General features: G+C 67.3%; 24 protein-coding genes. 20 read left to right on the forward strand and 4 right to left on the reverse strand.

The features are described 5' to 3' along the window. Nucleotides 1-181: 181 nt before the first annotated feature. The 5 genes from DQG15_RS15520 to DQG15_RS15540 all read left to right on the forward strand — a co-directional run bounded on the left by DQG15_RS15520 (nucleotide 182) and on the right by DQG15_RS15540 (nucleotide 4,768). Nucleotides 182-1,054 (forward strand): LysR family transcriptional regulator, encoded by an 873-nt coding sequence (locus DQG15_RS15520; protein WP_116086796.1) that lies wholly within the window; start codon nucleotides 182-184, stop codon nucleotides 1,052-1,054. A gap of 204 nt (nucleotides 1,055-1,258) precedes the next feature. Beyond that, nucleotides 1,259-2,236: a DUF1852 domain-containing protein gene (locus DQG15_RS15525; RefSeq protein ID WP_116086798.1), complete on the forward strand. Its 978-nt coding sequence runs from the start codon at nucleotides 1,259-1,261 to the stop codon at nucleotides 2,234-2,236. A gap of 35 nt (nucleotides 2,237-2,271) precedes the next feature. Continuing rightward, nucleotides 2,272-3,315 (forward strand): methionine synthase, encoded by a 1,044-nt coding sequence (locus DQG15_RS15530; RefSeq protein WP_116087255.1) that lies wholly within the window; start codon nucleotides 2,272-2,274, stop codon nucleotides 3,313-3,315. Nucleotides 3,316-3,409: 94 nt separating this feature from the next. Then, a complete protein-coding gene (locus DQG15_RS15535; protein WP_116086800.1) occupies nucleotides 3,410-3,913 on the forward strand; it encodes a flavin reductase family protein in 504 nt (167 codons plus the stop codon). A 99-nt stretch (nucleotides 3,914-4,012) separates the two neighbouring features. After that, nucleotides 4,013-4,768 carry an SDR family NAD(P)-dependent oxidoreductase gene (locus DQG15_RS15540; RefSeq protein WP_116086802.1) on the forward strand — a complete coding sequence of 252 codons (756 nt, stop codon included), beginning with the start codon at nucleotides 4,013-4,015 and terminating at the stop codon, nucleotides 4,766-4,768. A 46-nt stretch (nucleotides 4,769-4,814) separates the two neighbouring features. Here DQG15_RS15540 and pdxA read toward each other — a convergent pair whose 3' ends face one another. Further along, nucleotides 4,815-5,786 (reverse strand): 4-hydroxythreonine-4-phosphate dehydrogenase PdxA, encoded by a 972-nt coding sequence (gene pdxA, locus DQG15_RS15545; RefSeq protein ID WP_232830887.1) that lies wholly within the window; start codon nucleotides 5,784-5,786, stop codon nucleotides 4,815-4,817. 144 nt (nucleotides 5,787-5,930) lie between these two features. On the opposite strand from pdxA, the gene DQG15_RS15550 reads away from it, so the two are divergent. Both DQG15_RS15550 and DQG15_RS15555 read left to right on the forward strand, forming a co-directional pair. Beyond that, the gene (locus tag DQG15_RS15550) at nucleotides 5,931-6,980 is read left to right on the forward strand and encodes a four-carbon acid sugar kinase family protein (protein WP_198665173.1); all 1,050 of its coding nucleotides are present in this window, start codon (nucleotides 5,931-5,933) and stop codon (nucleotides 6,978-6,980) included. Beyond that, nucleotides 6,977-7,696, forward strand: coding sequence for a FadR/GntR family transcriptional regulator (locus DQG15_RS15555; protein ID WP_116086808.1), 720 nt, complete (start codon nucleotides 6,977-6,979; stop codon nucleotides 7,694-7,696). Before DQG15_RS15550 ends, DQG15_RS15555 begins: the two co-directional genes overlap by 4 nt. On the opposite strand, the gene DQG15_RS15560 is transcribed toward DQG15_RS15555, so the two are convergent. Genes DQG15_RS15560 through DQG15_RS15570 form a run of 3 tightly spaced genes read right to left on the reverse strand, consistent with a single transcriptional unit; the run spans nucleotide 7,693 to nucleotide 10,871 of the window. Continuing rightward, complete coding sequence (locus tag DQG15_RS15560; protein ID WP_116086810.1) at nucleotides 7,693-8,574, reverse strand: dihydrodipicolinate synthase family protein; 882 nt, start codon at nucleotides 8,572-8,574, stop codon at nucleotides 7,693-7,695. The two genes, DQG15_RS15555 and DQG15_RS15560, sit on opposite strands and share 4 nt — an antisense overlap. Nucleotides 8,575-8,586: 12 nt before the next feature. After that, nucleotides 8,587-9,699 carry an iron-containing alcohol dehydrogenase gene (locus tag DQG15_RS15565; RefSeq protein ID WP_116086812.1) on the reverse strand — a complete coding sequence of 371 codons (1,113 nt, stop codon included), beginning with the start codon at nucleotides 9,697-9,699 and terminating at the stop codon, nucleotides 8,587-8,589. A gap of 14 nt (nucleotides 9,700-9,713) precedes the next feature. Next, nucleotides 9,714-10,871 (reverse strand): exo-alpha-sialidase, encoded by a 1,158-nt coding sequence (locus tag DQG15_RS15570; RefSeq protein WP_116086814.1) that lies wholly within the window; start codon nucleotides 10,869-10,871, stop codon nucleotides 9,714-9,716. A 295-nt stretch (nucleotides 10,872-11,166) separates the two neighbouring features. Between DQG15_RS15570 and DQG15_RS15575 the strand changes: the two genes are divergently transcribed. The 13 genes from DQG15_RS15575 (at nucleotide 11,167) to DQG15_RS15635 (ending at nucleotide 24,531) form a co-directional block, all read left to right on the forward strand. Then, nucleotides 11,167-12,669 carry an ABC transporter substrate-binding protein gene (locus tag DQG15_RS15575; protein ID WP_116086816.1) on the forward strand — a complete coding sequence of 501 codons (1,503 nt, stop codon included), beginning with the start codon at nucleotides 11,167-11,169 and terminating at the stop codon, nucleotides 12,667-12,669. A 79-nt stretch (nucleotides 12,670-12,748) separates the two neighbouring features. Next, complete coding sequence (locus tag DQG15_RS15580; protein ID WP_116087257.1) at nucleotides 12,749-13,663, forward strand: ABC transporter permease; 915 nt, start codon at nucleotides 12,749-12,751, stop codon at nucleotides 13,661-13,663. Nucleotides 13,664-13,680: 17 nt separating this feature from the next. After that, nucleotides 13,681-14,610: an ABC transporter permease gene (locus DQG15_RS15585; RefSeq protein ID WP_116086819.1), complete on the forward strand. Its 930-nt coding sequence runs from the start codon at nucleotides 13,681-13,683 to the stop codon at nucleotides 14,608-14,610. After that, complete coding sequence (locus DQG15_RS15590; RefSeq protein WP_116086821.1) at nucleotides 14,603-16,222, forward strand: ABC transporter ATP-binding protein; 1,620 nt, start codon at nucleotides 14,603-14,605, stop codon at nucleotides 16,220-16,222. Before DQG15_RS15585 ends, DQG15_RS15590 begins: the two co-directional genes overlap by 8 nt. A gap of 108 nt (nucleotides 16,223-16,330) precedes the next feature. Beyond that, nucleotides 16,331-17,203, forward strand: coding sequence for a PaaX family transcriptional regulator C-terminal domain-containing protein (locus DQG15_RS15595; RefSeq protein ID WP_116086824.1), 873 nt, complete (start codon nucleotides 16,331-16,333; stop codon nucleotides 17,201-17,203). Between the two features lie 82 nt (nucleotides 17,204-17,285). After that, nucleotides 17,286-18,491 (forward strand): 3-oxoadipyl-CoA thiolase, encoded by a 1,206-nt coding sequence (gene pcaF, locus DQG15_RS15600; RefSeq protein ID WP_116086826.1) that lies wholly within the window; start codon nucleotides 17,286-17,288, stop codon nucleotides 18,489-18,491. A 23-nt stretch (nucleotides 18,492-18,514) separates the two neighbouring features. Next, nucleotides 18,515-19,507, forward strand: a complete 993-nt coding sequence (gene paaA / locus DQG15_RS15605; RefSeq protein ID WP_116086829.1) for a 1,2-phenylacetyl-CoA epoxidase subunit PaaA — start codon at nucleotides 18,515-18,517, stop codon at nucleotides 19,505-19,507. Continuing rightward, nucleotides 19,504-20,997, forward strand: a complete 1,494-nt coding sequence (iaaH, locus tag DQG15_RS15610) for an indoleacetamide hydrolase (protein WP_198665174.1) — start codon at nucleotides 19,504-19,506, stop codon at nucleotides 20,995-20,997. The genes paaA and iaaH overlap by 4 nt, the downstream gene beginning before the upstream one ends. Before the next feature lie 24 nt (nucleotides 20,998-21,021). Beyond that, the gene (gene paaB / locus DQG15_RS15615) at nucleotides 21,022-21,306 is read left to right on the forward strand and encodes a 1,2-phenylacetyl-CoA epoxidase subunit PaaB (RefSeq protein WP_116086833.1); all 285 of its coding nucleotides are present in this window, start codon (nucleotides 21,022-21,024) and stop codon (nucleotides 21,304-21,306) included. Then, nucleotides 21,306-22,160 carry a 1,2-phenylacetyl-CoA epoxidase subunit PaaC gene (paaC, locus tag DQG15_RS15620; protein WP_116086835.1) on the forward strand — a complete coding sequence of 285 codons (855 nt, stop codon included), beginning with the start codon at nucleotides 21,306-21,308 and terminating at the stop codon, nucleotides 22,158-22,160. The genes paaB and paaC overlap by 1 nt, the downstream gene beginning before the upstream one ends. After that, nucleotides 22,160-22,681: a 1,2-phenylacetyl-CoA epoxidase subunit PaaD gene (gene paaD / locus DQG15_RS15625; protein ID WP_116086837.1), complete on the forward strand. Its 522-nt coding sequence runs from the start codon at nucleotides 22,160-22,162 to the stop codon at nucleotides 22,679-22,681. Before paaC ends, paaD begins: the two co-directional genes overlap by 1 nt. A gap of 4 nt (nucleotides 22,682-22,685) precedes the next feature. Next, complete coding sequence (gene paaE / locus DQG15_RS15630) at nucleotides 22,686-23,762, forward strand: 1,2-phenylacetyl-CoA epoxidase subunit PaaE (RefSeq protein WP_116086839.1); 1,077 nt, start codon at nucleotides 22,686-22,688, stop codon at nucleotides 23,760-23,762. Next, nucleotides 23,752-24,531, forward strand: a complete 780-nt coding sequence (locus DQG15_RS15635; protein WP_116086841.1) for a Phenylacetic acid catabolic protein — start codon at nucleotides 23,752-23,754, stop codon at nucleotides 24,529-24,531. The genes paaE and DQG15_RS15635 overlap by 11 nt, the downstream gene beginning before the upstream one ends. The last annotated feature ends 9 nt before the right edge of the window (nucleotides 24,532-24,540 follow it).

Here is a 24,540-nt window from a genome sequence, read left to right on the forward strand (position 1 = left end):
CTCACCCGGACGACCGGTGGGCGCAGCCACCCGCGATGTCCGAAAGGGCGGGGCCCGCGCCGCGCACGGGGGGCAGGGGCGGTACTGGCCTGCCGGCGTGCACGTGGTATCACCCCGTCCTGACGGCTCGTGCGATGCGCAAGCGGGCAATCGCGGCAGACCGACGGGAAGGGCGTGCCTGATGATCGACATCCAACCGCTGGCCATCCTGCGCGAGATCGACCGGACGGGGAGCCTGACACTGGCCGCCGATCGACTGAACCTCACGCAATCGGCGGTGAGCCACGCGATCCGGCGGTTCGAAGCGCGCCATGGTGTCAAACTGTGGGAGCGCGAGGGCCACAAGCTGCGGCTGACGATGACGGGGGAGTATCTCCTGGGGTTGGCGCATAGGGTGTTGCCGCAGCTGGAAAACGGCGCGACGATCCTCGAGGATTACGCCCGCGGCCGGCGCGGGGCGATCATGGTGGGAATGGAATGCCACCCCTGCCAGGATTGGCTGATGCGCGTCGTCGATCCGTTTCTCGCCGAATGGCCGGATGTCGATCTTGACGTGACCACGGCGTTTCAGTTCGGTGGCCTCACCGCGCTTCTGAGCCACGAGATCGACATCCTCGTGACGCCCGATCCGATCGAGCGCCCCGGCCTCGAATACACGCCGGTCTTCGACTACGAGCTGGTCCTCGCCGTGGCCGACACGCACCCCCTGGCGGGGAAGGCGCATGTCGATCCCGGCGATCTGGCAGGCGAAACGCTGATCACCTACCCGGTCTCGCGCGAGCGGCTCGACATCTACACCCGGTTCCTCGTTCCGGCCCATGCGCTCCCGCGGCGGCACCGCACGGTCGAGACGACCGACCTGATGCTGCGTCTCGTCTCGTCCGGCCGCGCCGTCAGTGCCACGCCGGACTGGCTCCTGCGCGGCGTCGAAGGGGTGACGGGCGTGCGGATCGGCGAGGGGATCGCGAAATCCATCCACCTCGGCCACCGCGTTGGCCCCTCCGCGAGTTATCTCGACGGCTTCATGACGATCGCCGCGAACGTCCGCGTCTGACGCGCCGCGCCGGGCCGCGCTCCTTCGGTCAAGGCGGCATGACACCCTGTCATCTATCCCTGAGAAATGAACATTTTTCTTCATGGTCCGGCTTCGCCATATAGCGGAGGGCGGATCGAGGCGAGCGCGGCTATCCCGCGCGCCCGGTCCCGCAGGACAGCAAGGACCTCGGGCTTTGCTCGGAAAGCCAGGAGACACGAGACGATGACCGACGATTTCGCCTTCACGATCAAGACGCTTCGTTTCGACGAAGATTACACGCCCGCGGACAGCACGCGCCTGACCACGAACTTCGCCAACCTCGCACGGGGGGAGAGCCGGCAGGAAAACCTGCGCGGCGCGCTGCGGATGATCGAGTCCCGTTTCAACGCGCTGGCGACGTGGGACAATGCCGAGGGAGACCGGTACGGCGTGGAGCTGGACATCGTCTCGGTCGACCTCGCCATCGGCGCCGACGGGCCGGCCTTCCCGGCCATCGAGATGCTCAAGACGACGATCCTCGACCGCCGGACAGGGGCCCGCCACGACGGGATCGTCGGAAACAACTTCTCGTCCTACGTCCGCGATTACGACTTCAGCGTCAGGATCCCCGAGCACAACAAGGGCCGTGCGGGCTTCAGCGTACCGGAGGATTTCGGAGACCTGCATGGCCAGCTCTTCCGCAGCTTCCTCGCCTCGGACGCCTATGCCGCCGAGTTCCGCAAGCTGCCGGTGATCTGCCTCAGCGTGTCGCACAACAAGGTCTATCGCCGGACGGCCAATCGTCACCCCGTCCTCGGTGCCGAGTATCTGCCGAACGAGACGTCGCTCACGGAGCAGTATTTCGGCAAGATGGGGATGAAGGTCCGCTACTTCCTGCCCGAAGGAAGCGCGGCGCCGCTGGCCTTCTATCACGTCGGCGACCTGCTCAACGATTATACCAATCTCGAACTGATCGGCACCATCGCGACGATGGAGACGTTCCAGCGGATCTACCGCCCCGAGATCTACAACGCCAACGCGGCCGCCGGGGAAACCTTCGCGCCGAGCCTCGAGAACCCGGACTATTCGCTCACGCGCATCGTCTATGACCGCGAGGAGCGCAGCCGCCTGGCCATCGAGCAGGGACAATTCGCCAGGGACCACTTGATCGAACCCCATCGCGCGGGGCTGGCCGAATGGTCCGCCCGGCAAGCGGCCTGATGGCCGGCCCGAACGAGAACGAAGGACCCGACCCCATGACCAAGCTTCTGCCCACCTCGACCGCCGGCAGCCTGCCGAAACCCTCCTGGCTCGCCGAGCCCGAGAAACTCTGGTCGCCCTGGAAGCTCGAGGGGGATGAGCTCGTTGCCGCCAAGCACGACGCGCTGCGCGTGACCCTGGCCGAGCAGGAGGGCGCCGGCATCGACATCGTCAGCGACGGCGAACAGACGCGCCAGCATTTCGTGACGACCTTCATCGAGCACTTGGAGGGCGTCGATTTCAACAAGCGGGAGACGGTCAGGATCCGCGACCGTTACGATGCCAGCGTCCCGAGCGTCGTCGGGCCGGTCAGCCGCCGGAAGCCGGTCTTCGTCGAGGATGCGAAGTTCCTGCGCGCGCAGACGGATCGCCCCATCAAGTGGGCGCTGCCGGGGCCGATGACGATGATCGACACGCTTCACGATGCCCATTACGGCAGCCGCGAGAAGCTCGCATGGGAGTTCGCGACGATCCTCAACGAGGAGGCGCGGGAGCTCGAGGCCGCCGGCGTCGACATCGTTCAGTTCGACGAGCCCGCATTCAACGTCTTCTTCGAGGAGGTGAACGACTGGGGCGTCGCCTGTCTCGAGAAGGCGATCGAAGGTCTGACCTGCGAGACCGCCGTGCACATCTGCTACGGCTACGGCATCAAGGCGAACACGGACTGGAAGAAGACGCTGGGTTCCGAATGGCGCCAGTACGAGCAGACGTTCCCCAAACTCCAGGCGTCGAATATCGACCTCGTTTCGCTCGAATGTCACAACTCCCATGTCCCGATGGACCTGATCGAGCTTCTGCGCGGCAAGAAGGTGATGGTGGGTGCGATCGACGTGGCCAATACCGCCGTCGAGACGCCCGAGGAGGTTGCCGCCACGTTGCGCAAGGCGCTGCAATTCGTCGATGCGGACAAGCTCTATCCCTGCACCAATTGCGGGATGACGCCGCTGAGCCGCGCCGTCGCCCGCGGCAAGCTTGCCGCCCTGGCCGCCGGAGCCGAACTCGTCCGGCAGGAACTGCCCGCCAGCATGGCCGCAGAGTAGCGTCTCCGCCCCGGTTCCGCCTCCCCCCTCGCATGCTCAGACGGGCGGGGGCGGAGCATGGCGGCCGATCCTCCACTTGCGACAGGACGATTCGATGACCCAGACCCTGACCGCCGATGCGGTAGACCCGCGCGCATTGCGCGATTGCTGCGGCCGCTTCGCCAGCGGCGTTACCGTCGTGACGACACGCACGGGCGAGGGCGATCACGGCATGACGATCAGTGCCTTCATGTCGGTGTCACTCGATCCGCCCCTCATCGCCATCTCGGTCGGCCGGACGTCGCGCATGCTCGGCAGGCTCCGGACGTCCGGCAGGTTCGCGGTGAACGTCCTTGCCCAGCACATGCGGCCCCATGCCCTGCACTTCGCAGGAAAGCCGGACGCGTCCCTTGCCTCGCTCATCGAGCACCGGAGCGGCGTTCCCGTCCTGCAAAGCGCGGCCGCGATCCTGATCGCGGATGTCGCGCAGGAGGTCGACGCAGGGGACCACGCCCTGTTCATCGGCCATGTCCGGCATCTCGATCACGACCCGGACGCCGCGCCGCTTCTGCATCATGCCGGGCAGTTTCGCCGGCTGGAGGCGATTGCGGCGGAGTGAGCCGGTTCGCTTCCACGGCCGCGTGCGCGGTTTCGTCCGTTTGAAGACGTCCCGGCGAACGCCCATCTCTTTCGAACGGAAAGAGAAAAGGAAATCGCCATGGATATCTCGTTCAACGGCAAGACGGCCATCGTCACGGGAGCTGCGTCCGGTATCGGCTACGCCATCGCGACGGCGCTTGCGGCCTCCGGCGCCACGGTCATCGCGTCCGACCTCAAGCAGGAGGATGCGGACAAGGCAGTGAAGGCGATCACCGAGGCGGGCGGGACGGCTTATGGCTTCGCCGGCGACGTCTCCGATCCCGAGAGTGTCGAGGCACTTGTCGCCTTCGCCGAAGAGAAGACCGGCGCGCTTCACATGCTGGTCAACAATGCGGGCATCAGCGGCCCCGCCGCGAAGACGGGTGAATATCCGGTGGACGGCTGGAAGTCCGTGATCGACGTGAACCTCAACGGCGTCTTCTACGGCTGCCGCTACGCCATCCCGGCGATGAAGCGTGCAGGCGGCGGATCCATCGTCAACATGGCCTCGATCCTCGGCTCGGTCGGCTTCGCGAGCTCTGGCGCCTACGTCGCGGCGAAGCATGCCGTCGTCGGGCTGACCAAGTCGGCGGCGCTCGAGCATGCCGAGGACAACATCCGCGTCAACGCCGTTGCGCCCGGCTTCATCAAGACGCCGCTCCTCGAAGGCAATCTCGACGATGCCACTCAGAGCTTTCTCGAAGGTCAGGCGGCGCAGAACCGCATGGGCACGCCCGAGGAGGTGGCGAACCTCACCCTGTTCCTGCTGTCGGACAAGGCGAGCTTCATCACCGGCTCCTACCACCTCACCGATGGCGGCTACACGGCTCACTGATGGCGCGAGGGGGCGGCGCTCCGGCGCCGGCCCCCCGCAACGCGCATCAGCCGGCCGCGTCCATCATCCGGTTCGCGTAGGACAGGGCCGAGAGCATGTTGACGTGGTTTGCCTTGCCAGTGCCCGCGATGTCGAACGCGGTGCCGTGATCGACCGAGCACCGGCGGATCGGCAGGCCGAGGGAGACGTTCACCGCGCTGTCGAAGGCGACGAGCTTGATCGGGATATGTCCCTGATCATGGTACTGCGCGATGACGAGGTCGAACGCGCCCTGATAGGCCCGGTGGTAGACCGTATCCGCGGAAATCGGACCCGTTGCATCGATCCCCTCTGCACGGGCAGCCTCCACGGCGGGGGCGATCTGCTCGTCATCCTCGCGGCCGAAGAGGCCGTTCTCACCGCAATGCGGGTTGATCCCGGCGACGGCGATCCGTGGCGCCTCCACGCCCATCCGCTGGAAATGCGCATGACCGATGCGGATCGTCTCGAGAACGCGTTCGGTTGTGGCCCGCCCGATCGCGTCTTTCAGGGAGACATGGGTCGAGGTGTGGATCACGTTCAGCCGTTCCGAAGCGAGCAGCATCCAGGATGATCCGGAGCCGGTGAGATGCGCCAGCATGCCGGTATGACCGTCGTAGTGGTGGCCGGCGGAATTGAGCGCTTCCTTGTTGATCGGCGCGGTCACGATGCAGCCCGCGCGGCCCTCGAGGCAGGCGGTCGTCGCGCGGTCGATGTAGCGAAAGGCGGCCTCGCCGCAGGAGGGGTCCAAGACGCCGAACCGGCCGGGAAGCCCCTCGACCTCGACGTGATCGACGCGGATACCATCGCCGGAGGCCTCGGGCCCGATCACGGGCAGGTCCACTCCGCAGGCCGCGACGGCCCGCTCCATCGTGTCACGGTCGCCGATGACGATGGTCTGTTTGCGGAACGCCTCGCCGCTCTCGGCCAGTGCCTTCACCGAAACCTCCGCGCCGACGCCGGAGGGGTCTCCCATGGTAATGACGATTGGTGCGTTCACGGTGGCCTCCGGATTAAGTCACACGCGGTTTAACCTATGGGTAAAGTCGTTTCAATAGAACGGATATGTCGGGGTGCAACTGTCATGTTGCGTGCGAAAACAGGCTAAATTAGGATGTTTACAACATCATCCATGGAGCGCCGCTTGTCTCGATTGCTGCTGATCGCCGATGACCTGACCGGCGCACTCGATACCGCCGTCGCCTTTGCCGGCGCCGGGCGGCGCGTGGCCGTTGCGCGGACGCCGGCGACGGCCGCTTGCCTTGCCGCCGGGCGGCCGGACGTGCTCGCCGTCAACCTCGGCACGCGGGACGGATCGGAGGCGGAGGCGCGCGCCCGGATGGAGGCGGTATGCGCGGCGGTCGATCCGTCCGACTTCGATATCGTCCTCAAGAAGATCGATTCGAGATTGAAGGGGCATCCGGGCGCCGAGACGGAGGTGCTCGCGTGGGCAATGTCCGGTCCACGCTGCGTCGTTCTGCCGGCGATCCCGGCGATGGGCCGCGTGCAGCGCGGCGGCCGCATCGAGGGGCACGGGGTGGAGCGCCCGATCGAGATCGCGCCGCTGTTCTCCAGCGCCGTCGAAACGCCTGACGCCGCCGGCGATGAAGAGATCGACCGGGTGGTCGCCGGGCGGTCCGGCGTTCTCTGGGTCGGCGCGAGCGGGCTGGCCGGCGGGCTGGCGCGCACGCTCTTTCCCGGCGATCCGCCCGAGCGGCCGACGCTGCACGGCCCGCTTCTCATGGCGATCGGCTCGCGCGATCCGATCACCGCCGCCCAGATCGCGGCGCTTGAGGGCATTCCCGTGCATGCGGCTCCGGACGGACAGGTCGGTGACCCGGCGCTCGGTCGCTCCGTCGAGGTCGTCCGCATGACCGATGGCGGGGCAGGGCGCGATGGGGCGGCCGCGGGGGCGGTCTTCGCGGCAGGCATGGCGGCGCTCATCCGGCAATATCGCCCGGCGAGCCTCTTGTGCTGCGGCGGCGAGACGGCCAACGCGATCCTCGCAGAGCTCGGCATCGGGGAGCTCGACCTCCTCGCGGAGATCTCTCCGGGCCTGCCGGTTTGCGAGGTGAAACTGCCTTGGGGTAGGCTTGCACTCGTCACGAAATCCGGGGGCTTCGGCGCGCCGGACGTCCTCGCAGCTCTTGCCCGCAGATGCATCTCGGGCCGGTTTGGAGATCACGCCACATGAGCGAGACCGCTGGTCAGCGCGCCCGGCCCCCCCTGGCCGAAAAGGTGTACCGTGCGATGCACACGCGGATCACCCGCGGCGATTACGGCGTGAACGAGAAGCTCCCGGCGGAAAAGGAGCTGGCGCAGCATTTCGGAGTGTCCCGGCCCGTCTTGCGTGCCGCGCTGGAGCGGCTGCGGGAGGAGGGACTGGTCTATGCGCGGCAGGGCGCCGGCAATTTCGTACGATTGCAGAAGGCCAATCCGCTCGGCTTCGCCCGGGTCGAGACCATCGCCGACATCCAGCGCTGCTACGAGTTCCGCCTCACGGTTGAGGTCGAGGCTGCCGGGCTCGCCGCGGAGCGTCGGAACGATGAGATCCTGAATGAAATGCGCGCCACGCTCGACATGCTGGCCGACGCGACGGGCTCGCAGATGCACCGGGAGGACGCCGATTTCGCCTTCCACGTCGCCGTCGCGAGCGGGGCAAACAATTCCTACTACGTCGAGACCCTGAGGGCGCTGCGCGAGCATATCTACGTCGGCATGAAGCTGCACGGCGAGAGCCTGATGTCTGACGGGCCGCTGGCTCTGGAGGCCGTTCTGGAGGAACACCGGGCGATCCACGACGCGATCGCCGCCGGGCAGGCCGAACAGGCGCGCGAGGTGATGCGCGCGCATATCCGGCATTCCCAAGGACGTCTCTTCGGTGGCTCCCTGCTGGACCTGTCGCTCTAGAGAAGCTCGTACCGGCGCAGGATCTCGCGGATGGCGTCATCCTGAGCGGGGTCGGGCAGAAGGGCGGGCTGGCGGCTCGCGCCGACCGACGGATCCATGCACCACAAGGCGCGCTTGACCAGCGCCGGCGGATAGCCAAGCGCGTATAGGTCGGTGCGGAAGCTCGCGTAGCGGTCCTGCGCCGCCTCGGCGGCTGCATCGTCGCCGGCATCGAAGGCGCGCACGATGTCTGCCAGCGTCTCGGGCATGGCGTTGCCGAGGCCCGAAATGCACCCCGCGGCACCGTTCCGAAGGCTCCAGAGGACGAGGTGATCCGGGCCTGAATAGACGTCGAACCCCTCCGCCTCCCGACCGATCTCGAGGTAGGCGGACAGGGTGTCCTGGCTGCCGCCCGAATCCTTGATGCCGTGGATGTTCCCGTGCGCTGCGAGGGCGCGGGCGGTCTCCGGTTCGATGTGGTTCTGGGTGCGGGCCGGGATGTCGTAAAGGTAGACCGGCGTTTCCACGGCATCAGCGACGGTGCTGAAGTGGCGGTGCAGGCCATCCTGCGTACAGGCGATGAAGTAGGGCGTGATGACAGCAATTCCGGTCACGCCGATCCGGTCGAATTCCCGCGCCAGAAGCGTCGTCTCGTAGGTTGCGGCGGTTCCGGCATTGGCCATGACCGGCACGGCGCCGTTCGCTTCGTCCACAACGGCCTCCACGAGCGCGACGCGTTCGTCGAAGGTCAGCGCCGTGAAGTCGCCGTTGGTCCCAGCGGCCATGATGCCGTTCCCGGCGGCGACCTGGCGGCGGACCTGAGCGCGCGTGGCGTCGAGGTTCAGGCGTTCATCCTCGTCGAAACAGGAGACGAGTGCGACAAAGGCGGTGGAAGGCATGAAAGCTCCTGCTCAGTAGGCGGCCTGGTAGATGGCGGTTACGTCCTCCACGGACATGTCGCGGGGATTGTTGTCCATCAGTCGGCGGATGGCATGGGCTTCTGCGGCCCAGTCGCCAAGGGTTTCTCGGTCGGCACCATGGGCGGCGAGCTTCATCTCCACGCCGAGATCGCTGCAAAAGCCGTGGGCACTCGCCAGCAGGTCGGCCGCATCGAGGGACAGCGCGCGGGCGATCTCCTCGGTCTTCTCCGGACGGCTGGACTGGTTGAAGGCCAGCACATGCGGGAAGATGATCGCGTTGGCGAGGCCGTGCGGCAGGGACAGGCGCGTGCCGAGCGGGTAGGAGAGCGCATGGCCTGCTGCGGTGTTCACCGGGCCGAGGCAGATGCCGCCGTAATAGCTGGCGAGCATCATTCCCGAGCGCGCCTCGGTGTCGGTTCCGTCCTCCACGGCGCGCTTCAGGTAGCGACCGACGAGGTCGATCCCCATGCGGGCATAGCCGTCGATCAGATCGTGGGCGCGGATGTTCGTGAAGGCTTCGACGCAATGGGCCATCGCGTCGATCCCGGTGGCCGCGGTGACGGCGGGCGGGACGGAATAGGTCAGCTCGGGGTCGAGGATCGCGATATCGGCCAGAAGGTACGGGCTTTCGGTCGCGATCTTCGACTTGGTCTCGGGATCGGTCACGAGCGCGCGAATGCCGGCTTCGGAACCCGTGCCGGCGGTGGTCGCGACCTGCGCGAGCGGAGTCCTGCGCCCGGCGACCTTGTTCGGCCCGGCCACGTCCCTGAGCGTCTGGTTTCCGTCCCACATCGCTGCGACGAGCTTGGCGATGTCGAGGACGGATCCACCACCGAGGCCGACCACGAGGTCGGGTTCGACCTGCCGCGCGCGCTCCAGCACGGCCTCGAAGGCGGGAAGATCCGGCTCGGGAGGGACGTCCGAGATGACCTGGACGTCGCCGGACAGGCTCAGCCGCGCCACGTATTGCTCGGTGGGGCCGCTGGCGATGACGAGGGGACGCTTCGCGCCGGCGGCCCAGTCCCCGAGGGTCCGGGCGGAGCCGGCGCCGATTTCGAGCCGGCGCGGTTGATGCAGCGTGATGGGCCGGTCAAGTCCGGACATGGGCGTTCTCCTCCTCAGCCGGCGATGCGGCGCATGTCTTCGGCGCTGAGCCGGACATGTCGGATCGCGCGACGGTGATAGGTGTAGGCGATGTCGATCCCTCCATCGCCGCGCGGCAGAAGCGCGGGATAGGAGAGTTCCTTGTTGTTTCCGTCGAGAGAGTTGTTCGACAGGCAGGTGCCGGGGCCGTCCTCGACGATGTGCCGGACGGGGAAGCTTTTGCCGCCATCGTCCGAGAGGCAGAGCGCGAGCGGCGCGCGCTCGACGCCCCAGACCGGCGTGCAGCCTCCCGTCGCGTCCGGGCGGTCGTCCTCGCCCTCGAGTTCATCGTAGAGCGAAGCGCGGCGCGCGCCGGACAGGGCCGCAGAGACCGGGTTGCACACCATGGCGATGCGTCCGCTCGGAAGTCGCGCGGCGCAGATCGAGGAATTGTTGTTCGGAACGTCGGTGGGGGCGGGGGCGGACCATGTGCGGCCGTTGTCGCCACTCTCGGAGCGATGGACCATATCGGCCTGGCGCCGTCTGTAGAACGCCGCCATTTGGCCCTCGCCGAGATCCACCGGCGTCATGTGCACGGCGCCGAGGCTGCCCGGAACCTCCTCCACCTGCCAGGATCGCCCCTCATCGTGGCTGATCCCCATCGCGGCGGTGTCGTGCGCACCGGTCCAGCGGGCGCCCTCGCGCGGGTGGCAGAGGAAGAGGGGCAGCATCCAAGCGCCGTCGTCGCGGACCGTGAGCGCGCCGCGAATGAAGGTGCCGGGAGGCAGGTCGGTCTCGCGCCCTTCACCCGCGACGAGTTTGTCCCCGTCCCGGGTGAGAACCCGCATCCAGACGCGGGACTCGTCCTGATTGCCGGCCGGCTGTGCCGTGTTGAACAGCAGGATGTCGCCCCCGGGCGCAACGAAGATCACCGGGTTTTGCTCGGAGCGATCCGGCAGATCCGTCAGGACGGAAACCGGGCCCCAGGCATCGGCTCCCTCGGCCAGGATGCTGGCGTGCACCGAGATGTCCGATTTGCCTTCGAGCGATCCGCCGAACCAGGCGCAGACGAGGTCGCCGCCGGGCAGGCGGGCCAGGAAGGCGGCATGGTTCTGAACGCAAGGGGAGGGAAGCAGCGCCGCGCCATCCTTCAGGCGGCCATCCATCTGCTCTGCAATGTCCTCGGGTGTCATGGGTCGGACCCTCATGTGTCTGGTCCCGCCGACCATGTTCAAAAAGGGGTCAACTTGTCAACTAAGTGACTGGAGGTTGCCAAAGGTCAACGTGCTGTAAGGCGCAAACACATAGAAATAGAAGATTTTTTAGAGCTCTATCATTCCCGTTTGACATGGTTTTCCAACTTTACCAATATGCTGCGGACTCGGTGGCGGCTTCCATGGCTTCCGCCGCATGCCCCCGCAGGGAGATGGGGCGCGCAAAGGGAGCGGAGAAGTCGCATCCCGAGCGCGATCAACAGGGAGGAAGACCATGAGATTCACGGGAATTCTGGGCGGGGCGCTTCTTGTCTCGGCCGCTGCGCTCGGGGCCGCTTCGGCTCAGGAGGGCGAGGTGACCATCGTTCTGGGCGAAGAGCTCGACCTGATCGATCCCTGCATGGCCACGCGGTCCAATATCGGCCGCGTCGTCCTGCAGAACATCTCCGAGACGCTGACCGAGCTCGACGTTCGCGGCGATGCCGGCGTGACGCCGCGCCTCGCCACGAGCTGGGAGCAGACGGATGACACGACCTGGCGTTTCGATCTGCGCGAGGGCGTGAAGTTCTCCGACGGCTCCGCCTTCGATGCCGGCGATGTCGTCCATTCCTTCGAGCGCACGCAGAGCGGCGAGAACACCTGCGAGATCTCCCGCTACTACGATGGCATGGGGATCGAGATGACGGCGGTGGACGACACCACCCTCGAAGTGACCTCCGAGGATCCGCAGCCGATCATGCCGCTCCTGATGAGTCTCCTGACGGTCGTTCCCTCCGAGACCGGCATGGAGTTCACCCGCGATCCGATCGGGACCGGCCCCTACACCCTGGCCGAGTGGAACCCGGGGCAGAACATCCGTCTCGAGCGCCGGGACGATTACTGGGGCGAGGCGCCCGAGGTCACCGCGGCCGAGTACGTCTTCCGCTCCGATGCGGCCGTTCGCGCGGCGATGGTCGAGACCGGCGAGGCGGACATCGCGCCCTCCATCTCCGCTCTCGAGGCGACGAGCGACACGCTCGACAAGTCCTATCCCAACTCCGAGACCGTCTACCTGCGAATCGACCACGAGGTCGCCCCGATGGATGACGAGCGGGTGCGCCGCGCGCTGAACCTCGCCATCGACCGCGAGGCGTTCATCGGCACGATCCTCGCCGACGGCACCGAGGTCGCCACCGCCATCGTGCCGCCGACCACGATCGGCTGGAACGCCGATGTGGAGCAATGGCCTTACGATCCCGAGCAGGCGCAAACGCTCCTCGACGAAGCGGCCGCGGACGGCGTTCCGGTCGATACCGAGATCTCCCTCATCGGCCGGACCGGGAACTTCCCCGGCGCGACCGAGACCTACGAGGCGATTGCCGGGATGCTGAACGATGCCGGCTTCAACGTCGCCCTCCAGATGGTCGAGGTGGCCGAGCACGAGCAGTACTACTCCAAGCCCTACGTGCAGGACCGTCCGATCCTCGTCGGCGCCCAGCATGATAATTCCCGCGGCGACCCGGTCTTCTCGATGTTCTGGAAGTATGACAGCGAGGGCCGTCAGTCCGGGATTGCGGACGAGAGGGTGGATCAGCTGATCGACGACGCGTCCGCGGCGACGGGTGACGAGCGCACCGCGCTGTGGTCCGAGCTCTTCGCCTACCTCCACGACGAGGTGGTGGCCGACGCGCTGCTGTTCCACATGGTGGGCTTCGCACGGGTGGCCGAGGATATCGACTATACCCCGACCATCGCCACCAACAGCCAGCTTCAGCTCGCCGAAATCGGCCTGAACTGAGCCACAAACCGGGCCTGCGCGGGACATGGGTTCCGCGCAGGCCTTGCCTGTCAACGTCGAGGGAGCGGAGACGCCCGTCATGCACAAAGCGGTCGGAAAACGCGCGATATCGAGTCTGCTGTCCCTTTTCGGGCTCGTGATCCTCGTCTTCTTTCTCTCGCGCCTCACCGGTGACCCGGCGGCGCTCTTCCTTCCGGTCGATGCCAGCGAAGCGATGCGGCAGAACTTCCGCGAGCTCCACGGTTTGAACGACCCGGTCCATATCCAGTTTGTCCACTACCTCGGCGATCTCGTCCGCGGCGATTTCGGAGACAGCCTGCGCAAGGCGCGCCCGGCGCTCGACGTCGTGCTCGAGGCCTTCGTCTGGACGTTGCAGCTCGCGGTGATCACGATGACGCTGGTGACGGTCGCGGCCATCGTCGTGGGCTCGATCACGGCGTTCCGCGTGGGGTCCGCCTTCGATCGTTTCGCCTCGATGCTCTCTCTCGTCGGCGCGTCGGCCCCCGATTTCTGGATCGCGATCGTCGCCATCGTGCTCTTCTCCGTCAATCTCGGCTGGGTGCCGACCTCCGGAACGGGCACGGTCTGGCACTGGGTCCTGCCGATTTCGGTCCTTTTCATCCGCCCGTTCGGCCTGATCCTGCAGGTGGTGCGGGGCTCCATGCTCTCCGCCCTCGGATCGGCCTACGTGAAGACGGCGCGGGCGAAGGGGGTAAAGAACCGCCCGATCATCTTCGTCCACACCCTCCGCAACGCGATGCTGCCGGTGATCACCGTGATCGGCGACCAGGCCGCCGCGCTCCTGAACGGGGCCGTCGTCGTCGAGACCATCTTCGGCTTTCCCGGCGTCGGGAAGCTGATGATCGACTCCATTCTTCAGCGCGACTTCAACGTGATCCTCGCCGCGATCATGGTCACCGCGCTCGCGATCTTCCTCATGAACCTGCTGATCGACCTCGCATACGCGCTGCTCGATCCGCGCATCCGCACCTGAGACAGGAGGCGCGACCGATGTCCGACATCACCGCACCGGCGCCCGCGGCGCCCAACCCCGCGCCGCCGGCGAAATCCTCCATTCTGCGGATGCTCTGGGCTGACAAGTTCGCAACCGTCGCCGTCGTCTTTCTGGGCCTCGTCCTTCTCTGCGCGATCTTCGGTCCACTCCTTCTCGGCGACGCGGCCGGCGGGCAGAACCTCCGCGCCCGCAATGCACCGCCGTTCTCGCTGGAACGCGGCTGGCTCTACATCCTCGGCGGCGATGCCTTGGGGCGTCCGCTTCTGCCGCGGATCGTGGTGGCGGCGCAGAACACCATCGCGATCGCGGCCGGCGCCGTCGCCGCGTCCTTCGTCATCGGCGCGGCCCTCGGGCTGATCGCGGGATACTCGCGGCGGATCTGGAGCGAGGTCATCATGCGGCTTGCGGACGTCATCATGTCCTTTCCGTCGCTGCTCCTCGCGGTCATCGTGCTCTATGTCCTCGCGCCGTCGGTGCTGAACCTCGTCCTCGTCCTCGCGATCACCCGGATCCCGATCTACCTGCGGACGACCCGCGCCGAGGTTCTGGAGGTCCGCGAGCGGATGTTCGTGCAGGCGGCGCAGGTTCTGGGCGCCTCGACCTTCCGCATCGTCTTTAGGCACATTCTGCCGGTGATCCTGCCGACGCTCCTGACCATCGCCACGCTGGACTTCGCCTTCGTCATGCTGGCGGAAAGCGCGCTCTCCTTCCTCGGCATCGGCATCCAGCCGCCCGAGATCACGTGGGGGCTGATGGTGAGCCAGGGGCGGCAATACCTGACCTCGGCGTGGTGGCTCGCCTTCTGGCCCGGCCTTGCGATCATCCTCACCACGATGTCCCTCAACCTTCTGTCGAGCTGGATGCGGATCGCCCTCGATCCGACGCAGCGCTGGCGTCTCGAACTCGGAGGGCGCGTCAATGGCTGATCATCTTCTCGAGGTGCGCGGACTGTCCGTGCGGTTCCACACCGCGCAAGGCGTGGTCAACGCGGTGAACGACGTGTCATGGCACCTCGACCGGGGGGAGACCCTCGCGATTCTCGGCGAGAGCGGATCGGGCAAGTCCGTCTCGTCCTCGGCGATCATGAACCTGATCGACTGCCCGCCGGGCGAGATCGCGAGCGGGGAGATCCTGTTCGAGGGCAAGGACCTGTTGCGCATGTCCCCCGAGGAGCGCCGGCGTCTCAACGGCAAGCGCATCGCGATGATCTTCCAAGACCCGCTCAGTCACCTCAATCCGGTCTATACCGTCGGCTGGCAGATCGCGGAAACCCTGACCGCCCACGGCCGGCCGGGCGACGAGGCGTTTGCGCGGGCACGCGACCTCGTATCCCGGGTCGGCATCCCGAACCCCGATGCGGCGATGAAGAAGTTTCCGCACCAGTTCTCTGGCGGCCAGCGCCAACGGCTGATGATCGCCATGGCGCTGGGGCTCAAGCCGGACATCCTGATCGCCGACGAGCCGACGACGGCGCTCGACGTCACGGTGCAGGCGGAGATCCTGACGCTGCTGGAGGAGCTGCAGGCGGAGACGGGAATGGGGCTCGTCCTCATCACCCACGACCTCGGCGTCGTCGCCGAGGCGGCGGACCGCGCGGTGGTGATGGAAGGCGGGCGCATCGTCGAAAGCGGGACGCCGCACGATCTCTACCACAATGCCCGGCATCCCTATACCCGGAAGCTCATCGCCGCAGCGCCCGGCCGGGGGGACATGCGGCGGCCGGAGGAGGGCGCCGAGCCCATCCTCTCCTGCCGCGGGCTGACCAAGGCCTACGGCGCCTTCACCGCGCTCGATGCCATCAGCTTCGACCTCATGCGGGGGGAAACCCTCGCGGTGGTGGGGGAGAGCGGCTCCGGCAAGTCGACCGCCGCCAAGCTGATCCTGCGGCTGGAGGAGGCCACGGCCGGCGAGGCGCTCTGGCACGGGGAAGACCTGCTCTCAATGACGCCGAAGGAGATGGCGAAGGCACGGCGGCAGATCCAGATGGTCTTCCAGGATCCGACGCAGTCGCTCAATCCGCGCATGTCCGTCTTCCAGATCGTCTCCGAGCCCTGGGTGATCCATCCCGGCGTGGTCGAGAAGCGCCGGTGGCGGGAGCGGGTGGCGGAGCTTCTGGAGCAGGTGGGCCTCAAGGCCGAGCACGCGCAGCGGTATCCGCACCAGTTCTCCGGCGGGCAGCGCCAGCGCATCGCCATCGCGCGCGCCCTCGCGCTCGAGCCCGAGCTCATCATCTGCGACGAGGCGGTCTCCGCCCTCGACGTCTCCATCCAGGCGCAGGTCATCGCGCTTCTGGGCAAGTTGCGGGACGAGCTCGGCATCGCCTTCATGTTCATCGCCCATGACCTCCCCGTGGTGCGGGATTTCGCAGACCGCGTTCTGGTGATGAAGGGCGGGCAAATCGTGGAACAGGGCCCGGTGCGCCGCATCTTCGAGGATCCGCGGGAAGGCTACACCCAGCGCCTTCTCGCCGCCGGTCTGGATCCCGACCCCGAGGTGCAGCGCCAGCGCCGGGAGGCACGCCTCAAGCTGTCCGCGTAAGGGTCCGGTCCTGCCGCTTGATGTTGAACGCGCCGGGGCAGAGGCTTAGGAGCTTTGCGATCGGACGCGGGCGCCCTTGAGCGCCCATCTAAAGCGGGACGGGGCGCGATGGACATTTCGGACGGGGCGGCGCGGATCGCGGCGCGGGACATCCTCTCCGGACCGGCACCGCGCGCGGCCTCCCTGATCGTGACGATCTACGGCGACGTCGCCGCGCCGCGGGGCGGAACGCTCTGGATGGGAACGCTGATCGATTGCTGCGCCAGGCACGGCATCTCCGAGAGCCTCGTGCGCACCGCCGTTTCACGTCTCGTCGGGGCCGGCCGGCTTCAGGGGGAGCGGATCGGGCGGCGAAGCTATTATCGTCTGACGCCGGATGCCGAAGCTGAGTTCTCCGAAGCGGCGGGCATTCTCTATGCGCCGCCCGCCGCCGCGGGAGGATGGCTCGTGGCGCTCGGGCTGCGGAGCCGTCCACCCGGCTGGGCCTCCCTCGGTCCGTCGGCCGCGATCGCGCCGGACAGGGCGGACATGCCCCGGCCCGCCGGGCCCGTCCTCGAGGCGCCCGATCTCGCCCCCGAAGCGCTCGCGACACCGGCCGCGGATCTCTGGCCGCTGGGCGAGGTCGCCGAGCGCTTCGCGGCGTTCCTGCGCGACTTCGCGCCGTTGGAGGATGCCCTCAGGACGGAACCCGGGGCGCTCCCGGACGGGGCCGAGGCGCTGGCGCTTCGTCTTCGGCTCGTGGATGCGTATCGCGGCGCCGCCCTCGCCGATCCACGCCTGCCGGCCTCCGCCCTGCCGCCGGACTGGCCGGGGCATCGTGCCCGCGCGATCTTCGTCTCGACCTACCTCGCCCTCGCAGGGGCCGCGGATGCCGAGATCGGCCTCAACCTCGGCGACGAGACCTGTCCGATGCCGGCGGAGACGGAGGCGTCGCGCTGGAGGGTGGAGCGGCTCCGCGCCGAAGCATCACAAAAAATATGAGATAGCCGTTTACGTGTGATGCTTTGCGCCCTATCTTTCCCTCAAGGAACGGTCCGGCTTCCGGCCGGAGAGGGAGGATTGTATGGCTGAAGCGTTCGTTTGCGATGGTGTCCGCACGCCGGTTGGCCGCTACGGCGGTGCCCTGTCGAGCGTCCGGGCGGACGATCTCGCGGCGATTCCGATGGAGGCGATCCGCTCCCGTCACGAGGGCGCGGACTGGGCCTCGCTCGACGACGTGATTCTCGGCTGCGCCAACCAGGCCGGCGAGGACAATCGCAACGTCGCGCGCATGGCCGCGCTTCTGGCAGGGTTTCCGGTCGAGGTGCCCGGCACGACGATCAACCGGCTTTGCGGCTCGGGGATGGACGCGATCGGCATGGCCGCGCGCGCGATCCGCGCCGGCGACGCGGCGTGGATGATGGCGGGCGGCGTCGAGAGCATGAGCCGCGCGCCGTTCGTGGTGGCCAAGGCGACCTCCGGCTTCTCCCGCAATGCCGAGATGTACGACACGACGATCGGCTGGCGCTTCCCGAATCCCAAGATGAAGAAGGCCTTCGAGACCCACTCGATGCCCGAGACGGCGGACAACGTCGCCGCGGATTACGGGATCTCCCGCGAGGATCAGGATGCCTTCGCCGCCGAGAGCCAGGCCCGCTGGGAAGCGGCGCAGGCGGCGGGCGTTTTCGCTGAGGAAATCGTTCCGGTCAGCGTGCCCCAGCGCAAAGGTGATCCCGTCGTCGTGGAGACCGACGAGCACCCGCGCCCGGGAACGACGGCTGAGAAGCTGTCGAAGCTCAAGGGCGTGAACGGGCCCGATCTCACTGTCACGGCGGGCAATGCCTCCGGCGTGAACGATGGCGCTGCTGCGGCCGTGGTCGCCTCCGAGGCGGCGGCGAAGGCTCAGGGGCTGACCCCGCGCGCCCGTGTCGTCGCGATGGCCGCAGCCGGCGTTCCGCCCCGGATCATGGGGATGGGCCCGGTTCCGGCGACGCGCAAGGTGCTGAAGCTCGCGGGTCTGTCCATCGAGCAGATGGACGTGATCGAGCTGAACGAGGCCTTCGCCGCGCAGTCGCTCGCCGTCCTGCGGGAGCTCGGCCTCCCCGACGACGCGGCGCACGTCAATGCAAATGGCGGCGCAATCGCGATGGGCCATCCGCTCGGCATGTCCGGCGCGCGGCTCGTCATCCATGCCACCCACCAGCTCCACCGCACCGGCGGGCGATATGCCCTGTGCACGATGTGCGTCGGTGTGGGCCAGGGGATCGCAATGATCCTCGAGCGCGTTTGACCCCCTGAGAGGAGGACCACGTCATGTATGCACAGATGGTTAAATCCGAAGGCGGAGACGCCGAGGCGACCGAACAGGACATCGCGTTCCAGGAGCGGATCGATCGGGATGAGAAGATCGAGCCCAAGGAGTGGATGCCGGAGGGCTACCGCAAGACGCTGATCCGCCAGATCGGTCAGCATGCGCATTCCGAGATCGTCGGCCAGCTTCCCGAGGGCAACTGGATCACCCGCGCCCCCACGCTGGAACGCAAGGCGATCCTGCTGGCCAAGGTGCAGGACGAGGCGGGTCACGGCCTCTACCTCTATTCCGCCGCCGAGACGCTCGGTGTGACGCGGGACGAGCTGATGGAGAAGCTTCATTCCGGTGAGATGAAGTACTCCTCGATCTTCAATTACCCGACGCTGACCTGGGCGGACATGGGCGCTGTCGGCTGGCTCGTCGACGGCGCGGCGATCATGAACCAGGTGCCGCTGCAGCGGACGTCCTACGGCCCTTACAGCCGGGCGATGATCCGCATCTGCAAGGAGGAGAGCTTCCACCAGCGGCAGGGCTACCACATCATGATGAAGATGGCCGAGGGCACGCCGGAGCAGAAGGAGATGGCCCAGGATGCGCTGAACCGCTTCTGGTACCCCGCGCTGATGATGTTCGGCCCGTCGGACAAGGATTCCGTCCACTCCGAGAAGTCCATGCGGTGGAAGATCAAGATCAACACCAACGACGAGCTGCGACAGCGCTTCGTCAATGAGACGGTGCCGCAGGCGGAGTATCTCGGCCTGACCGTCCCCGATCCCGATCTGAAGTGGAACGAGGAGAAGGAGGGCTACGATTTCAGCGAGCCCGACTGGTCCGAGTTCTTCGAGGTGATCAAGGGCAACGGTCCCTGCAACCGGGAGCGTCTCGGCACCCGGAAGGCGGCGTGGGAAGAGGGCGAATGGTTCCGCGACGGTCTCACCGCCTATGCCGAGAAGGCGAGCGCCCGCCGCGCCTCGGCCAAGGTTGCCGCCGAATGAGGCGGGTCCGCGCAGCGATGATCGGGGGCGCGTCTGTGTCGGCGCTCCTGATCGGCGCCGCTTCGGCCGCGGCGCAGGAGCGGGCGAGCGTCGCCGGGACCGTGGACGCGATCGTCGCCGGTGAGCAGACGGCGGAAGCCGCGGTTGAGGATGCGCTGGCGGCGTTCGACGCGTGGTCCGAGTTGAACGCCGTCGCCGTCCTCGACGGCGAGCGGGCTCTCGAACGGGCGCGGGCCGTCGATGCCGGGGATGTCAGCGGGCCTCTCGCCGGGCTGCCGATCGTGGTGAAGGACAACACGCAGGTGGAGGGCCTGCCGGCGAGCGCCGGAACGCCCGCGCTGCGCAGCGTCTTCTCCGAGGAGAGCGCGCCCATCGTCGAGCGGCTGACGCTTGCCGGGGCCATCGTCGTTGCAACCAGCAACATGCACGAACTCGCCTTCGGTATTTCGGGCTGGAATCCCGTCTACCAGACCGGGCCCGAACCCGGCGTGCGCAATCCGTATGATATGTCGCGCTTCGCGGGGGGCTCCTCCAGCGGGACGGGCGCGCTCGTGGGGGCAGGAGCCGTACTCGCCGGGCTCGGGACGGACACGGGCGGATCCGTCCGCGTGCCGGCCGCGATCAACGGGGCCGCCGGGCTCCGTCCTACGATGGACCGCTACCCCGCCGAAGGGATCGTGCCGATCTCCTCGACCCGCGACACGCCCGGCTTCATCGCCGCAACCGTCGCGGATATCGAGCTTCTCGACCGCGTCGTGACCGGGGACGATGAGGTCAGCGCCGCCGATCTGGATGGCCTTCGCCTCGGCATCGCGCCGGGCTTCACGGCCGATCTCGATGCCGACGTGCAAGCCGTCTGGGGCGACACCATCGCCCGGCTCGAAGAGGCCGGGGTGGAGATGGTGGACGTCGATGCCTCCGGCATCTTCGAATTGAACGCGACGCTGAGCTTCCCCATCGCGTTTTACGAGGGCAAGCGCGACCTGGTCGCCTATCTCGATGCCTATGCGCCCGATCTGACCATCGAGGACGTGGTGTCCGAGATCGCGAGCCCGGACGTGAAGGGCACCTACGAGACGATCGTCCTGCCCGGTCAGCTCCCCATGCCGGACGGCACGATGGCGGAGCTTGGTCCGATCTACGAGAGCGCCATCTCCGAAGGTCGCCCTGCGCTCATCGCGGAGTACGAGAGCATCTTCGACGAAGGCGGGATCGACGCCCTGATCTTCCCCACCGTGCCGCAAGTCGCTGCAGTGGCGGGGCCGGAGGCGAGCAGCCCCGAGATGTTCAGCCGCATCATCCGCAACACCGATCCCGGCTCGAATGCGGGTCTGCCGGGCCTGTCCGTTCCGGCAGCCCTCGGACCGGAGACCGGCCTTCCGGTCGGAATCGAACTGGACGGACCGGCCGGCAGCGACCGCCGCCTCATCGAAATAGGACTCGCGATCGAGGACGTCCTCGGGCCGCTGCCGCGCCCGGACGCCCCCTGACGCCGCAAAAGGAGGAGACACGACATGTCCAAGGAATGGCCGCTCTGGGAGATCTTCATCCGCGGGCAGCACGGGCTGAACCACCGTCACGTGGGCAGCCTCCATGCGCCCGATGCGGAAATGGCGATCTCGAATGCGCGTGACGTCTACACCCGCCGCAAGGAAGGCGTGTCGATCTGGGTGGTGAAATCATCCGAGATCTCCGCCTCCTCCCCGTCCGAGAAGGGGCCGCTCTTCGATCCGGCGGAGGACAAGGTGTACCGCCACCCGACCTTCTATGACATTCCCGACGAAGTGGGGCACATGTAATGCCATCCCTTCCCGACATGAACGCGACGAACGTGGAGGAGCTCGCGCTGCGTGCCGCCGAGCAGCAGCACCATGATCCACACGTTCAGAATGTCGATCTGAAGCCCGCCTTTTTCGACTGGCTCTGCCGGATGGGGGACAATGCCCTCATCGCCGGTCACCGCCTCTCCGAATGGTGCGGCAAGGGGCCTGCGCTCGAGGAGGACATCGCGCTGGCCAACACCGCGCTCGATCTCATCGGTCATGCGCAGCTGTGGCTCGGCCTCGCCGCGGAGGTGGAGGACGAGGGCCGCGATGCGGACAAGCTCGCCTATCTCAGGGACGCGATGCGGTTCCGGAACGTGCAGCTTCTGGAGTTGCCCCGCGGCGACATCGGCGAGACGCTGATGCGGGAGTTCCTCTTCGACGCCTGGCACCACGCGATGCTTTCGCGGCTGACGGAGTCGACCTCTCCCCGCGTGGCGGAGATCGCGGCCAAGGCGCTGAAGGAAGTGCATTACCACCTCGAACGCTCCTCGGATCTGGTGATCCGCCTCGGCGACGGGAGCGAGGAAAGCCACCGCAGGATGGGGGCGGCCCTTGCGCTCTACTGGCCCTATACAGGCGAGCTGTTCGAGAGCGACGGGGTGGACAAGGCCGTCATCGCCGAAGGGATCGCGCCGGATCCCGAGGATCTGCGCGCGGCCTGGGACGAGACCGTGGGCGAGGTCCTGCGGGAGGCGACGCTGGAGGTGCCCGAGGCCAAGGGCCACGTCCATACGGGCGGGCGGAGCGGCCGGCATACCGAGCATCTGGGCTTCCTTCTGGCCGAGATGCAGTTCCTCCAGCGGGCGTACCCCGGAGCGAGCTGGTAATGCTGGGCACGTTGCCCTCCGAGGCGGAGATCTGGGACTGGCTGTCGGAGGTCGAGGATCCCGAAATCCCCGTCATCTCCGTCGTCGATCTCGGCATCGTCCGCGAGGTCCGGTGGGAGGGGGACACGCTCGTCGTCGCCGTCACGCCGACCTATTCGGGCTGCCCGGCCGTCGCCGTGATCAACTTCGCCATCGAGAGCCATCTGCAGGAAAAGGGCGTCGAGAACATCCGTCTCGAACGGCGCCTGTCGCCGCCATGGACGACGCAGTGGCTGTCGGACGAGGGCCGCGAGAAACTGCGCGAGTACGGCATAGCCCCGCCCATCGAGGGCACGGGCACGCCCGATCAGCGCGCGCAGCGCGTGGCGCGGCTGGAGGGGCGGTCGAGCCTCGACGTCGCCTGTCCGCGCTGCGGATCGCTCCACACCGAGCGCGTGAGCCAGTTCGGCTCGACGCCCTGCAAGGCCGCGTGGCGATGCCGCGACTGCCTCGAACCCTTCGATTATTTCAAGTGCATCTGAGCCCATGCCCCGCTTTCATTCGCTGACCGTCACCGACATCCGCCGCGAGACCCGCGACGCCGTCGTCCTCACCCTCGCGCCGCAGGAGGGGGCCGAAGAGGCCTTCGACTTCGTGCAGGGACAATACCTCACCTTCCGCCGGGATTTCGACGGAGAGGAGCTGCGCCGCTCCTACTCCATCTGCTCCGGCCTCGATGACGGGCAGCTGCGCGTCGGGATCAAGCGGGTGGACGGCGGTGCCTTCTCCACCTGGGTCAACGAGGAGCTGAAACCGGGCGACACGCTCGAGGCGATGCCGCCCATGGGCAAGTTCCACACCGAGCTCGACGCTTCGACGGACCGCCACTACCTCGCCTTCGCCGGCGGATCGGGGATCACCCCGGTCCTCTCCATCGTCAAGACGGTGCTGGCGCGGGAGCCTCGCGCGCGGGTGACGCTGGTCTATTCCAACAGCCAGATCAGCTCGATCATGTTCCGCGAGGAGCTGGAGGATCTGAAGAACACCTATCTCGGGCGGTTCTCCGTGCTCCATGTCCTCGGCGGGGAGAGCCAGGATATCGACCTCTTCTCCGGCCGGATTGACGCGGAGAAGATGGAGGGGCTCTTCCGCCACTGGATCGACGCCGACACGGTAGACCAGGCGTTCATCTGTGGCCCCGAGGGCATGATGCTGACCATCGCCGAGGCGCTGAAGGCGCACGGGATCTCGGAAGACCGCATCAAGTACGAGCTGTTCGCCTCCTCGCAGCCCGGCCGTGCCAAGCAACGCGCCGTCTCGAAGCAGGAGGCGCAGGCGGGGGAGAGCTGCGCCGTCACGGTCACCCTCGACGGCACGACGCGGAGTTTCGAGATGCCGAAGGACGGCACCGCAATCCTCGATGCCGCGCTCGAGAACGCGATGGACGCGCCTTATTCGTGCAAGGCCGGCGTCTGCTCCACCTGCCGGGCCAAGGTGCTCGAGGGCGAGGTGGAGATGATGCAGAACCAGGCGCTCGAGGATTACGAGGTCCGCGCGGGCTACGTGCTCTCCTGCCAGTGCATACCGCTCTCCGAAAAGGTGGTTCTCAGCTATGACGAATGAGTTCGAGCCCGCAGGCGAAACCGCGCCCCTCGGCGACTACCTCGCCCGCGGCGGAAAGCTGACCTCGCCGGACAACGTGCCGCCGCGCTACCGCGGCGAGCTCCTGCGCATGATGTCGTCCTTCGTGGACAGCGAGCTTGCCGGCTCCGCCGGGTTCGCGGGCGCGATCAACTGGGCGCCGGGCATCAAGGAGAGGATCGCGGCGTCCCGCATCGTTCTCGAGAAGGCCGACCACGCGGAGCGCGTGCTCGACGTGATGGAAGAGTTCGGGACCGACAAATCGCGCTACAACAGCGTTCACGACTGGGCGGCGCGCACCGATCGAGAGGTCCGGCTCGATCCGGAGCGTCAGGGCCTCGACATGCGCCTGTCCGTCTTCAACTACCCGCTGGAGAGCTGGACGGATGCGGTCGTGATGAACGTGCTCATGGGCCTCGCCACGATGCAGCACCTCTCCGAAATGGAGCGGGCATCCTATGCGCCGTTCGCCGAGCAGATCCGGGACATCGCCCCGCGGGAGCGTCGGCACATGGAGCTCGGCCTCGAGGGGCTGGAGCGGATCGTCTCGGATGATGCCGGCCGCGAGGCGGCCCGCGCCTCCGTCGCCTACTGGCATCCGCGCGTGGAGGAGACGTTCGGGCCCGATGCGTCGGATCGCTACGAGCGGCTGCGCCAGATGGGCTTGCGGCACCGCTCCGGCGGCGAGCTGCGGCGCGCGTGGCGGGACGAGGCGCAAAGCCGCCTGGCCGCGCTCGGCCTCGATATTTAAGGGAGAGAT

The organism is Tropicimonas sp. IMCC34011 (genome assembly GCF_003390865.1).
Taxonomy (GTDB): domain Bacteria; phylum Pseudomonadota; class Alphaproteobacteria; order Rhodobacterales; family Rhodobacteraceae; genus Tropicimonas_B.